Origin of the sequence: Acinetobacter sp. YH01025, assembly GCF_013420185.1 — a bacterium.
GTDB classification, from domain to species: Bacteria; Pseudomonadota; Gammaproteobacteria; order Pseudomonadales; family Moraxellaceae; genus Acinetobacter; species Acinetobacter indicus.
The window spans coordinates 126,294-139,012 of sequence record NZ_VOYR01000004.1; the positions used below are offsets into that span (position 1 = coordinate 126,294).

Here is a 12,719-nt window from a genome sequence, read left to right on the forward strand (position 1 = left end):
TTTAGGCATGCAGGCCAGACTGGACAATCGCGGTCGCGCGCAGATCACGATACCAGCGCTCGACCGGATGTTCTTTGGTAAAGCCGTGACCGCCCAGAATCTGCACGCCATTTGTGCCAATTTGCATGGATTTTTCTGCACATAACAAGCGTGCCAGATAGGCTTCCCGATGAAAGTCCTGTCCAGCTTCGGCCAGACTGGCAGCATTCAGCACTAGCATGCGCATCGCATCAATTTCAATCGCCATATCGGCAATCATAAAAGCCACACTTTGACGATGTGAGATGGGCTCGCCAAAGGCCGTGCGCTGGTTGGCATAGTCAATACAATAGGCTTTCACGGCTTCGCAGCACCCAACCGCCATGGCACACCAGACTAAATTACCCAAATCAATAAAAGCACTATAGTCAAAATCATCATCGCCCAGACGTTCGGCTGGGGTATACTGAAAACTGAGGGTGACTGTTTCTGTGGCCTTCAGCCCCATTGCCGGGCTTTTTTGTGCACGAATGCTGCTGTCGCGTTTCACCACAAATACTTCTGGCTGGCCATTGAATTCAGCACTTACCAGATACAAGTCCGCCGTTTCACCCAGCATTACCAGAGTTTTTTCACCCTGAATCCAGTACTGGCCCTGGCTAAAAGTGGCTTGTGTATTTAAACGCAGCGGATCAAAAGCCGGTGTAGCTTCCTGCACGGCAAAGCTGGCGCGCAGTTCCGAATCTTCTGCAAAACTGGTCAGATAACGTGACTGGATGCTTTCAGAACCCCAGCGGGTCAGGGCATTGATTACCCCAAAGGTCGACAATAAACCTGCGGTCAGGCTGAAATCACCCCGGGCCAAATGCTCGGCCATCAGAATATTAGTGACAATATTCTGCTCGCTGGCCACGCCACCCAAAGCCTCCGGCAGTGCATAATCATTCAGGCCCAAATCCTGACTGTGTCGCCATAACACTTCGGGAAACTGTTCCAGATGATCCGCCTGATGCGCCAGTGGATAAAGCACCTCTGTGGCAAACTGCTGCATGGTATCTACCGTCATTTGCTGTTCTTCGCTCAGGCTTAAATCAAACAGGGATTTTTGCTGATGGGGTAAACGCTGTCTGGGGACATCATCGTGCTTTTGAAAAGCTTTCTGGGTCACGCTTAAGGTTTTAAAGCCGGCTTTGGCCCCCTGATATAAAGATTTTTCTACAAATTTACGCAGTTTGAGCTGGTCTAAAACCTCGCTGCTGGCAAGCCGAGTGAGCAGCGACAGTCCAAATCCTTGGGCCTTGTTTACCATATTGGTCATTGTTGTTGTTCCATCATGCGGGTGATTATTTTTATGCTGACACGCGGCTGTTTAAAAAACCATGTCAGAACTGACATACTCAATTGTCAAAGATAAACGGTTGTTGCAAGATGAAACAGGAATCTAAATAGTTGCTTCTGTTTATATTTTTAATTTTTGGAAAGAGCGGGGAAGGGAGAGGATTGACCCGAATGACATTAGCTGCATTCGGGTCGGGTGTGGCTTTACTGGAATTTTTTGATCATGTCGCGCACATTGGTTTTGGCATCAATCACGGTCATAAAGGTATAAGCCCCAATAAATTTACGGCTAATAAACATAAACTCTTTCGGCGGAACACTGAAATAACGTGAAGCCATGGATTTAGAGGCCTGTTGCATCACCCGGCTATGCAGCTGGCTTTTTTTCCAGTCATAACGATGCTGATCATCCATCACACCGGCTGGTAAATCCGGGTTGTTTTCAGGACTGCTAAAGGCTTCGGTGGCCAGTAAAAAGACTTTGGCCATATCCGGCTTAATGCTTTGCGGAATGGAGTCAAAAAACTCATAACCGGTCATGGCTTTCACCATCATCTCCGCGTCATGCTGATAGCCGGCCTGAATCAGGTTACGTGCGACCGAGAGCAGGTTGTCATCAAACTGGCGAATGGCACCGAAATCCAGCAGCACAATTTTATCCTGTACATCTGCGCCATTGCCCAGACGTACTAGATAGTTACCGAAGTTTGGGTCGGTCTGCATTTCGCCCCATTCAAAAATTTCCCGCACTGCCACTTCTAAAGAGGCTTCACCAAGCAGGTTACGACGTTCTTGTGGTAAAGACAGCATCACCGGACTGTTGATTGGTACGCCACGTTCAAAGGTCATGCACAGCACCTGATCGGTACAGTAATCTTCAATAATGGTTGGAACGATATAGCGCGGGTCCTGCTTTAAACGCTCGGCAAAACGGCGTGTGGTGGCTGCCTCAATCCGATAATTGACCTCGCGGTGCATCATTTCGCGGACTTCATCAAACCACTGATCAAATTCGCGGGTTTGCGGCACCATGCGGGTCAGTTTCAGCATGTTTTTAAACAGACTCATATCCGAATCAATGGCATCGGCCACACCCGGATACTGGATTTTTAATACCAGTTCCATACCATCAGATTTACGGGTGGCGCGGTGTACCTGAGCTAAAGAGGCGGTACCTAAAGGCTCATGGTCAATGGTGAGATCATTAAGTTTGGAACCTAACTGGTCCTGTAACTGGGTTTTAATCGCAGGCCAGGCCAGGGCAACAGTCTGGTTATTCAGGGTATTCAGGGCTTGGGTGATTTCTTCAGGCAGGAAATGTTCGCCGTAAAGCGCCATCATCTGGCCAATTTTAACGATAGAGCCTTTCAGTTTGCCAATTTCTGCGACCAGATAATCGGCCTGTTCTTTCATGGCTTTTTTGCGTTTCTTTTCTTTTTCTTCTTCACTGGAAAAGATTGAACCGGCGCTGGAGGCGGCCCAACGTGTCCCGGCCAGCAACGATGCCTTCGCGATCGATAAGCGTCGATCCATAGAGGAAGTTTTCAATTGTTTAAGCTTATCGTTCTGATCTGACATGTAAATTTAATCCTTCAATCAGCAATTCGCAGAAAGGTCATAGTTTAACGAATATTAACGGGTCTTAACGTATTAAAAAAGTTCAAGTTGCTGAATGTCGAGTTAAGTTTTGCATTCTCGATGAAATAGCCTAAGCAAAATCTATAAAGATGCAATTTCGCTCACTCACATCCGGAATTTAATCTTGAGGGTACTTTTTTGTTGCAGCATCTGCTTGTTTTCATCAATGTATTTTAAAATCAGGCTTTGTACCGATTCATGCAGAAAACCATGCGCATAGCCTTTGACAATAATAATGCTGGGCAGGTTAAAGAACAGATATTTGGCATCATCCAAAGTCGCATCCTGAAAAATGCCGCGTTCCACCAGCATCTGCTGTAAAAACTGTTTTTCCTGCAAGACACGCGGTGAATCGTTGTCATTCCAGTAGTTTTGACGCATGGCCAGCAGGTTATTGTGTTTGTAACTCATATCAACAGGTTCACGGGAGTCTCATAGTCAATATAAGGTCTATTTTTGCAGATTCAATCGCAAAATGGCAGGAAATTGTGAAGATCTGGAAATTCTATCCTGTTCATCGCTATAGGTTTTTTGCTTGAAGTTCAGTAATATGCTTTACATAAATTAAAACAAAGATGATCGCTGTGTTTGGCAGCAAGGGGAATATGATGCGTTTAGCATTCATCGGGGGAATGGCCTGGGCGCTGCTGGCGGGTTCGGCCTATGCGCAGGAAAGTTATTCAAAACAGTATATTCAATGTAGCAATCATGCTTATGGGCAAACATCGGTCTTGCAAAAATGTGTCAATAAAGAACTGAAACAGCAGCAAAAACGCTTAAAGAAAAGCTATAAGTCTTACTATCGGGCCAGTGGGGCACATCAGGCCAATATTGCCCAGCAACATGCGCTGTGGGAGCAGCGTTTAAAGCAGCAATGCTATCGGGGCATGAACGGTGATGTTGCCAAATTGCAGCAATCGCGTTGTACGCTGGCACAGGTGATTGATCAGGCCAATTATTATCAGAGCAAATTTATTGCCCGTTAATCGTGTACTTACCATTTCAGGGCTTTATTCCAAATCTGGCTAAGGCCGTGAAAGTTGAGATCAATTTATCAGATTGAAATCCGGCTTTTACGCACAGAGACATTATAAAAGCGCACAAAACAAGGTATCATAAGGCGTTTTAAAAAATTGACTCTGGAGAGACCTTAGGTGGATCGACCGACTATTAGCCCTGAACATTTGCAGGAAGCCGCTGAAACATTAGTCACCATTCGTGATTTTATCCGTTTTGGTGTAACAGCATTACGTCAATATGATGCACATCTAGGTCAAGGTACAGAAGATTATTTTGCTGAAAGTTCCGCGTTGGTATTACAAACCCTGTCGCTGGACTGGAATGCCGATGCAGAAATTCTGGATGCCAAATTACTGCCGAGCGAAAAGCAGGAATTTTTAAGTCTGCTGGAGCGTCGTATTAATGAACGCACGCCAACCTCTTATCTGCTCAATCTGGCCTATTTCTATGGCAAGCCGTTTTATGTCGATGAGCGTGTACTGATTCCACGTTCGCCAATTGCTGAACTTATCGAAAACCGTTTTGCGCCATATTGTCTGGATGAAAATGGCCAGATGGGCGAAGCCAATAATAACTTGCCAGCCAACCCAAATCCGCAAATGCCACGTCGTATTCTGGATATGTGTACCGGTTCAGGCTGTATCGCAATTGCATTGGCTTATGCTTTCCCGGATGCAGAAGTGGATGCGACCGATATTTCTAAAGATGCTTTAGAAGTTGCGGCCATTAACACCGAACATCACAACATGCAGTATCAGGTGGCGCTGCTTGAGTCGGATTTGTTCTCTAAAATTCCAGCAGAAAATCAGTATGATCTGATTGTGTCGAATCCACCGTATGTCGATGCCGAAGACATGGCCGATCTGCCAGATGAATTCCGTCATGAGCCAGAGCTGGCGTTGGCTGCCGGTCAGGATGGTCTGGACTTGGTGCGTAAAATGCTGGCCCAAGCGGCAGACTATTTAACCGAAGATGGCCTGATTGTGATTGAAGTCGGTAACTCTGAATGGGCCATGAAACAGAACTTTAATACCGTCGATTTCCACTGGCTACAATTCCAGAAAGGTGGTTCAGGCATTTTTGCCCTAACCGCAGCACAGTGCCGTCAATACCGCGATTTATTCATTCAATCTGTTAATTCATAAAGGAGTCGTTGCACATGGCAGGTAATAGTATTGGACAACTCTTCCGTGTCACGACTTGTGGTGAATCGCATGGTGTAGGCCTGATGGCCATTGTTGATGGTGTACCGCCGGGCCTGGAACTGACTGAAGCCGATTTACAGCACGATTTGGACCGCCGTAAGCCGGGGACTTCCAAATTTGCAACCCAGCGTAAAGAGCCGGATCAGGTTGAAATTATTTCTGGGGTATTTGAAGGTAAAACCACCGGTACGCCAATTGGCTTGCTGATTCGCAATACCGACCAGAAATCCAAGGATTATGGCAACATTGCCCAGACTTTCCGTCCGGGTCATGCCGACTACACCTATACCCAAAAATACGGTTTCCGTGATTATCGTGGTGGTGGTCGTTCCAGTGCCCGTGAAACCGCGATGCGTGTTGCTGCCGGTGCGATTGCTAAAAAATATCTGGCAGAAAAATTCGGGATTCTGATTCGCGGTCATGTGACCCAGATTGGCACCGAAAAAGCGGAAAAGCTGGACTGGAATGAAGTGCCGAATAACCCGTTTTTCTGTGGCGATGCCGATGCTGTGCCACGTTTTGAAGCGCTGGTCACTTCACTGCGTGAACAAGGCACCAGCTGTGGCGCCAAACTGGAAATTCTGGCCGAAAAAGTGCCTGTGGGCTGGGGCGAGCCGGTATTTGACCGTTTAGATGCCGATATTGCCCATGCCATGATGTCGATTAACGCGGTTAAAGGCGTAGAAATTGGTGATGGTTTTGCCGTGGCGGAACAGTTCGGTCATGAAACCCGTGATGAACTGACTACCCAAGGTTTCCTGGCCAATCATGCTGGCGGTATTTTGGGGGGTATTTCCAGTGGTCAAACCATTCGTGTGGCGATTGCGCTTAAACCAACCGCATCTATTACCACACCGGGTAAAACTATTACTATTGATCGTGAAGATACCGATGTACTGACCAAAGGCCGTCACGATCCATGTGTGGGTGTGCGTGCTGCACCAATTGCGGAAGCGATGCTGGCGATTGTGCTGATGGATCATTTCTTACGTCACCGTGCACAAAATGCCGATGTGGTGGCGCCATTTGCACCGATTGAGCCATAATTATCCCAGATTAAAGAAGCCGGACTGAATGTCCGGCTTTTTTTATGGCGATAGGTTGTATCCGTTTGAAATTTCCTAAGAAAATACCACGATCAATGAGATAAATACAGAAGTTGATTGAGCTTGAATCTAAATATTGGTTGCTTTATCACCACCTTAAATTAAGCATCCATATAGACATCAATTCAGATATAAATAAAAAGCGGGGTTGGATAAAAATAGATTTTAATTTTTAAAAGAGATCGGACTGATCTTTTTTAAAGGATGTGGGAAATCATCTTGTGATGAAATTGTGCTGATCCCATTTTGTATCAGAATGGATCTCCCAGAAATTAAAAAGCTCCCCGAAGGGAGCTTGTTTCATCAAGAAAAGAACCAGGTGTAATAGCCCCAGATCATTAATGGCCAGGCCACAAATGGACTAAAAAGCCATTTCCACAGCCAGAAACGTGGGACAAAACCAACACCATGGATAAATCCGCCGGAAATGCCAATCATTATATACATCATGGCACTGTGGCTGTAATTGCCATCGGCATCCAACATGGCAGCTGGATGAAGTAATAACACGGCTGCCAATGGAAAGGCCAATAAGCAAGAAATGACCATCGCAAGTTTATTCGGTTTTTTTTCGATTACTGGAGTTTCCATTACAACCTCTGTCATGACTTATTCCTCATCCAGGTCTTGATGATGCTCGATATAGAGCGCACTCAGTACACCTGCAAAACAGGCCATCAAAATACCGAGAATCCAAGCAAAATACCACATAATCTTTACTCCTTTAGCGCATAGCCTTAGTACAGGCTATGCGAATTCTCTTTGATGTGTTCGTTGGTAATCACGCCCCACATCTTGTAGTAACACCAAGTGGTGTACAGCAAAATGATTGGCACAAAAATACAGGCTGCAACAGTCATTACCGTTAAAGTATTTTGACTAGATACCGCATCCCACATGGTCAAGCTAGATACAGGATCTATGCTCGATGGCATCAGGAATGGGAACAGGGCAAAACCTGCAGTCAGAATCGCACCTGTTACTGCCAGTGCAGAACCAGTGAAGCTTAAACCTGCTTTACCTTTAGAGGCTGCCAGAATCACAATGATACCGCCAAGAATACCCATAATTGGTGCAATCATGGTGATCGGGTAAGCCGAGTAGTTGTTCATCCAGCCCGGGTTGGCATTGGTCATCACTTCTTTGGCTAACGGGTTTGCAGCGCTACCGGTGTCATATGGTGTAACCAGGGTATAACCTTGGATGCCACCGAAGTATAACCATGCACCTGCCAGCAGGAAGCAGACCAGGAACACGATACCGCTGATTTTGGTGGCTTTAGCAGAACGCTCGCGTAAAGCACCATCGGTACGTAACATTAACCATGCACCACCATGCGCACACAGCATGGCCAGACTCACGATACCGCAGACCAAAGCAAACGGGTTAAGTAGGGCAAAGAAGCTGCCGGTGTAGTTGGATCGTACAGTCTCATCCAGTTCAAAAGGTACACCCAAGAACATGTTACCGAACGCTACGCCAAATACCAGCGCAGGTACTGCACCACCGATACATAGACCCCAGTCCCAGGCAGTACGCCATTTAGTGTTTTCCAGCTTGGAGCGGTAGTCAAAGCCGACCGGACGCAGGAATAGCGCAAACAGGACTAAAAGCAGCGCCCAGTACATGCCCGAGAAGGCAGTTGCATACACCATTGGCCATGCAGCAAATAGTGCACCACCAGCAGTAATGAACCAGACCTGGTTACCGTCCCAGTGTGGGGCAATCGTATTGATTGCCGCACGACGTTCTTCATCATTTTTTCCAACGAATGGCATGATCGCCATAGAGCCCATATCGAAACCATCGGTGAGGGCGAAACCGATGAGCAGTACGCCCACCAGTACCCACCAGATGATTTTGAGTAATTCATATTCGATCATGCTTGAGTCTCCTCAGATGCTTTTTTGGCAGCTTCCAATTTTTCGAAATGGTATTTGCCGGTATGTAACGAGCTTGGACCAAGACGAGAGAATTTAATCATCAGGTACATTTCAATGATCAGCAGTACGGTATAGAACGATGCTAATGCAATGATTGAACCCCATACATCGCCAGTACTTAAGCTAGATGCAGAGAGATATGTTGGTAGAACTTCACCAATAGTCCAAGGTTGACGACCTACTTCAGCCACATACCAGCCAGTTTGCGCAGCAATCCATGGCAATGGTAGGGCAATCAGGGCGAATTTTAATAACCAAGGTTTGTTTTCTGCATTACGTTTTGCTACAGCCAGTGTTGCCAGAACGAACAGGAGTAGCATTAAGAAGCCAGAAGCCACCATGGCACGGAAGGCCCAGAACAAGCTTGGAACGTGTGGAATAGTGTCTGCTGCAGCAAGTTTGATTTGCTCATCAGTCGCATCTACCACGTTAGGTGTATATTTTTTCAGTAACAGGCCATAACCTAGGTCTTTTTGAGATTCATCAAATGCCGCTTTGAGTTCTGGTGAGCTGTCACCTGCACGCAGTTGTTCAAGTTGCTGATAAGCCACCATACCGTTACGGATACGCACTTCATGCTGGGCAATCAGGTCTTTGATCCCGGTCACTTCTTCAGTGGTTGAACGTGTGGCAATCAGACCCATCACATACGGAATTTTAATCGCGTAATCGGTAGTCTGGGTTTCCTGATTTGGAATACCAAACAGGGTAAATGCAGCCGGTGCCGGGTGAGTTTCCCATTCCGCTTCAATTGCAGCCAGTTTGGTTTTTTGGACATCGCCCAGTTCATAACCAGATTCATCACCCAGTAAAATTACAGACAGGGTAGATGCCAGACCGAAGATAGCCGCAATCGCGAAAGAACGACGCGCAAATGGCAGGTCACGTTTTTTCAGCAGGTAGTAGCTCGAAATCGCCAGAACGAAAATCGCACCTGTAACATAACCGGCAGAAACGGTATGGACGAATTTAACCTGTGCCACCGGGTTGAAAATCAGCGCACCGAAATCAATCATTTCCATACGCATGGTTTCATAGTTAAACGCAGAACCGACCGGGTTTTGCATCCAGCCGTTAGCCACCAGAATCCACAGCGCCGACATGTTTGAGCCCAAGGCCACCAGCCAGGTTACACACAAGTGTTGTACCTTGGACAGACGATCCCAGCCGAAGAAGAACAGACCAATAAAGGTCGATTCAAGGAAGAAAGCCATCAAGCCTTCAATGGCCAGCGGAGCACCAAAAATATCACCCACGTAGTGCGAATAATACGCCCAGTTTGTACCGAACTGGAACTCCATGGTCAGGCCGGTAGTTACCCCTAAAGCAAAGTTAATACCGAACAGTTTTCCCCAGAATTTGGTCATGTCCTTATAAATTTCTTTGCCGGAAATCACATAGGTGGTTTCCATAATGGCCAGAATAAAAGCAAGACCAAGTGTCAGTGGAACAAAAATAAAATGATACATCGCGGTCATTGCGAACTGGAACCGCGAGAGATCGACCACGCTTTCAGAAATCATCAACGTGTCTCCTTGATTTGGGAAGGATTGCTGGCAATACGCTCAGCAACTTGAGAGTCAAAATTTTCAGGAATGGTAGGGGCATCGAACCAGATATTTTTAATCGCCATTAAAATAACAACCTTAATTATTAAAATGGCTGCTATTTCTCGGGTTACACGACGGTTCAAATCTTTCGGGACTAAGCTCATAGAAACAAGCCTGTTTTTTAAACTGTGTCTTATATTATTAAACAAAATAATACAAAAAATAAATAGCCTGCACAGTTAAAATAAAAATATATTGTTTATGTATTAAAATACAATAACTTATAAAAAGTTTTTTTAATTTTTAATCAAAAAAATTCCAGTTAAAAACCTGACTAAAACGCTTGTATTTATAGTAATTATTATTCTGACTAAAATGGTGCGAATTAAAATTTAATTCTGACTAAAATAGTTATATTTGAAAATTTTGACGATTTTATTAAAAATTCCAGCTTTTAATTTTTAACTTTTATTCAATAATCGGGTGTTAAAAAATGGCTGTAAGGCTTGAGGTGTAAGCATTTGCGCGGAAAACAATCAAGCACCAAAATGAAGCAATTTGTAGCAAATATGCACAATGAAGTGCGATAAAAGTGCAATAAGCAGCGACACGGAAAATTTCTTTTTTAGTCTTCAACGTGGAGGGCAGAGTGAACAATCACAACGAACAACCACAGCGATGGTCATAATGTGCAGAACAGCTGATCTTGAGGCCAAGAGAAAGTGAATCGAGCAGCTTAAACGGAAAGAACGAACGTACACGGCAAGGAAGAAGGGAAAGCTGCGAGATACATGGCGTTGTAGCTTTATCTTGGACAAAGTAAGGATGTGTATCTGACTCGTGGCTGAAAGATGAGCGAGCTTAAATCAGCTGCTAGTTTCACCATAGAACAGATTGTTCGAAGCGGAAATTTTCTTGGCAATGTAATAGGATTTTTTTTGCCGGATTAAAATGACTTGTGCCTGAAATTCCAATTCACCAAATTCCGGTTCGACCTGCACGTAATGCAGCTGGCCGTATTCATCACGAACCCGGGCCTGAGCCGAAAAACCGGGACGGGCATTGCCACTGGAAATGGTGGCCAGTCGGCCCAGCAAATTGACATGCTGAATGGTTTTTTGCGGTTTAATCACCTGATCCAGACAGTGAATCATAAACACGGTAAAAAACAGGGCAATGATAAGCGCCGGTAAAATCAGATAGTACGATGGAACAAAACTTTGCTGCTGCGAATAGAGCGCAAACTGCAGGAAATAGCCTGCAACACTAAAATTCAGGAGCAGAAACACGAAAATTAGCAGTTTGGAGAATTTGACATTGAGTAAGGGAGAGTCTAGCAGCCGCTGCGGAAAGAGCTGCTTGAATATCGCGCTGGGCTTGAGATTAAAATAATGCCCCACAATTTCCGCCAGGCTGAGCAAGACAAGTGCAATCAGACTTAAATGAAAAGGAATTAAGTCGATGTCTAATACAAACTCAAGCATGGCGTAACCTGCAGATGGGGCTTAAAATTATTCTGTTAAGTAAATTCCGCCATCAGAATGCACGGTAATCTCTACTTTTTCAAGTGCTTGACCTTGGCATGGGCCAGAAATACATTCCCCGGTTTCAACCACAAACAGCGCACCGTGGGTCGAACATTCAATAAATTCTTGATCCCGGTCTAAAAACTGGTTTTCCAGAAATTCAAGCTCGACCTGCAAATGCGGGCACAGGTTCTGATAGGCATAGAACATGCCATCGCGTTGGGTAATAAAAATGGTATCGCCATCTGGAAGCTCGAACGAGCGTGCTTCGCGTTCAGGGATATCTTCGGTCATGCAGATTTTATGCATTAGGCACATTCCTTGTTATAGCTCTGAAGAAGGGTTGCGTACTGTTCAACCTCTAGACGTGGGCCAAATTGTGATACCACTTCACTGGAAATTAAAATGGCCAGCTCGGCAGCGGCTTTAAAGCCAAGGTTGGCATTCAAGGCATACAGGAATGCACCGGCAAAGGCATCACCCGCACCATTGGCATCAATGGCATGCACCTGACGGCCTGCAATGCTAAAGGTATGTTGACCATCAAAAATCATTGCGCCTTGTGCGCTCATTGTAATGACAACGTATTTACTTTTTTGCTTCAGCTGTTCCAAAGCGGCTTCTGCCGTGTCGGTGCCGGTATACATCATGGCTTCCTGTTGGTTACAGAACAGCAGGTCCACGCCATCATCGAGTAATTCATCTAAACCTTGACGCGCATATTGCACCATTGCCGGGTCAGATAAGGTTAAGGCAATTTGGGTCTGGTGAGCTTTGGCAATTTCGCGCGCCTGTTTTACCGCCTGACGTGCGCTGTCCGAAGTCGATAAATAACCTTCGATATACAGCCATTTCGCGGTTTTTAAGGGTTCAAAGTCAATTTGTGCATCGGTGAGTTCTGCAGTAATACCCAAATAGGTATGCATGGTGCGCTCAGAATCCGGGCTGACTAATACCATACAGGTTCCGGTTACGCCTTCACTGACCGATTTTGCGGTGGTGCGAATGCCCGCATCATTCAGGCCATTCAGGTAAATTTCACCCAAGTCATCATTACCTACGCGGCAGGCATAAAAGGCAGAACCGCCCAATGCGCTAAAGGCAACTGTTGTATTTGCAGCCGAACCGCCTGAAGCTTGACCTTTATAGCTTTGCGTTTGCTGTAAGTTGTTGTATAAATTTGCTTGGGTTTCGCCATCGGTCAGCTGCATGGTGCCTTTTTGCAAATTTTGTTGAGTAAGGAAGTCATCAGAGACTTGAAATTCCTGGTCAATGAGTGCATTACCAATTGCAAAGAGGTCAACAGTTGCCATGTCGTTCAATCACATCAAAAAATAAATGCTAAGTTTACACCAATGCTCAGGATTGCTGTAGATTTGTGAATAAAATTCATTTTTTAGACGGTTTTATTCAT

Annotated in this window: 14 protein-coding genes; 3 read left to right on the forward strand and 11 right to left on the reverse strand. The window is 45.5% G+C overall.

Annotated features, from left to right (window positions below):
- Position 1: 1 nt before the first annotated feature.
- The 3 genes from FTT89_RS06385 to FTT89_RS06395 form a co-directional block, all read right to left on the reverse strand.
- Positions 2 to 1,297, reverse strand: a complete 1,296-nt coding sequence (locus tag FTT89_RS06385) for an acyl-CoA dehydrogenase family protein (RefSeq protein WP_180006522.1) — start codon at positions 1,295 to 1,297, stop codon at positions 2 to 4.
- 224 nt (positions 1,298 to 1,521) lie between these two features.
- The gene (locus FTT89_RS06390; protein WP_005177645.1) at positions 1,522 to 2,895 is read right to left on the reverse strand and encodes an AarF/ABC1/UbiB kinase family protein; all 1,374 of its coding nucleotides are present in this window, start codon (positions 2,893 to 2,895) and stop codon (positions 1,522 to 1,524) included.
- Positions 2,896 to 3,060: 165 nt separating this feature from the next.
- On the reverse strand, positions 3,061 to 3,366 hold the full coding sequence (locus tag FTT89_RS06395) for a hypothetical protein (protein WP_005177647.1): 306 nt from the start codon (positions 3,364 to 3,366) through the stop codon (positions 3,061 to 3,063).
- A 197-nt stretch (positions 3,367 to 3,563) separates the two neighbouring features.
- Here FTT89_RS06395 and FTT89_RS06400 point away from each other — a divergent pair, with 197 nt between their 5' ends.
- The 3 genes from FTT89_RS06400 to aroC all read left to right on the forward strand — a co-directional run bounded on the left by FTT89_RS06400 (position 3,564) and on the right by aroC (position 6,226).
- Complete coding sequence (locus FTT89_RS06400) at positions 3,564 to 3,941, forward strand: lysozyme inhibitor LprI family protein (RefSeq protein ID WP_034597667.1); 378 nt, start codon at positions 3,564 to 3,566, stop codon at positions 3,939 to 3,941.
- Between the two features lie 168 nt (positions 3,942 to 4,109).
- Entirely contained in the window at positions 4,110 to 5,120 is a 1,011-nt protein-coding gene (gene prmB, locus FTT89_RS06405) for a 50S ribosomal protein L3 N(5)-glutamine methyltransferase (RefSeq protein WP_045795711.1), read from the forward strand.
- A gap of 14 nt (positions 5,121 to 5,134) precedes the next feature.
- Positions 5,135 to 6,226 (forward strand): chorismate synthase, encoded by a 1,092-nt coding sequence (aroC, locus tag FTT89_RS06410; protein ID WP_016658184.1) that lies wholly within the window; start codon positions 5,135 to 5,137, stop codon positions 6,224 to 6,226.
- 363 nt (positions 6,227 to 6,589) lie between these two features.
- Here aroC and FTT89_RS06415 read toward each other — a convergent pair whose 3' ends face one another.
- The 8 genes from FTT89_RS06415 to FTT89_RS06450 all read right to left on the reverse strand — a co-directional run bounded on the left by FTT89_RS06415 (position 6,590) and on the right by FTT89_RS06450 (position 12,618).
- A complete protein-coding gene (locus FTT89_RS06415; protein WP_005177656.1) occupies positions 6,590 to 6,892 on the reverse strand; it encodes a cyd operon YbgE family protein in 303 nt (100 codons plus the stop codon).
- Between the two features lie 3 nt (positions 6,893 to 6,895).
- A complete protein-coding gene (gene cydX / locus FTT89_RS06420; RefSeq protein ID WP_002120988.1) occupies positions 6,896 to 6,997 on the reverse strand; it encodes a cytochrome bd-I oxidase subunit CydX in 102 nt (33 codons plus the stop codon).
- Between the two features lie 26 nt (positions 6,998 to 7,023).
- Positions 7,024 to 8,169, reverse strand: coding sequence for a cytochrome d ubiquinol oxidase subunit II (gene cydB, locus FTT89_RS06425; protein WP_180006521.1), 1,146 nt, complete (start codon positions 8,167 to 8,169; stop codon positions 7,024 to 7,026).
- Positions 8,166 to 9,752, reverse strand: coding sequence for a cytochrome ubiquinol oxidase subunit I (locus FTT89_RS06430; protein WP_127799519.1), 1,587 nt, complete (start codon positions 9,750 to 9,752; stop codon positions 8,166 to 8,168). The genes cydB and FTT89_RS06430 overlap by 4 nt, the downstream gene beginning before the upstream one ends.
- The gene (gene cydP / locus FTT89_RS06435; RefSeq protein WP_005177663.1) at positions 9,752 to 9,943 is read right to left on the reverse strand and encodes a cytochrome oxidase putative small subunit CydP; all 192 of its coding nucleotides are present in this window, start codon (positions 9,941 to 9,943) and stop codon (positions 9,752 to 9,754) included. Before cydP ends, FTT89_RS06430 begins: the two co-directional genes overlap by 1 nt.
- A 702-nt stretch (positions 9,944 to 10,645) precedes the next feature.
- Positions 10,646 to 11,263 (reverse strand): OB-fold-containig protein, encoded by a 618-nt coding sequence (locus FTT89_RS06440; protein ID WP_016658183.1) that lies wholly within the window; start codon positions 11,261 to 11,263, stop codon positions 10,646 to 10,648.
- Between the two features lie 27 nt (positions 11,264 to 11,290).
- Positions 11,291 to 11,599 carry a Rieske (2Fe-2S) protein gene (locus FTT89_RS06445; protein WP_171065079.1) on the reverse strand — a complete coding sequence of 103 codons (309 nt, stop codon included), beginning with the start codon at positions 11,597 to 11,599 and terminating at the stop codon, positions 11,291 to 11,293.
- Between the two features lie 14 nt (positions 11,600 to 11,613).
- Complete coding sequence (locus FTT89_RS06450; RefSeq protein WP_180006520.1) at positions 11,614 to 12,618, reverse strand: adenosine kinase; 1,005 nt, start codon at positions 12,616 to 12,618, stop codon at positions 11,614 to 11,616.
- Positions 12,619 to 12,719: the final 101 nt, after the last annotated feature.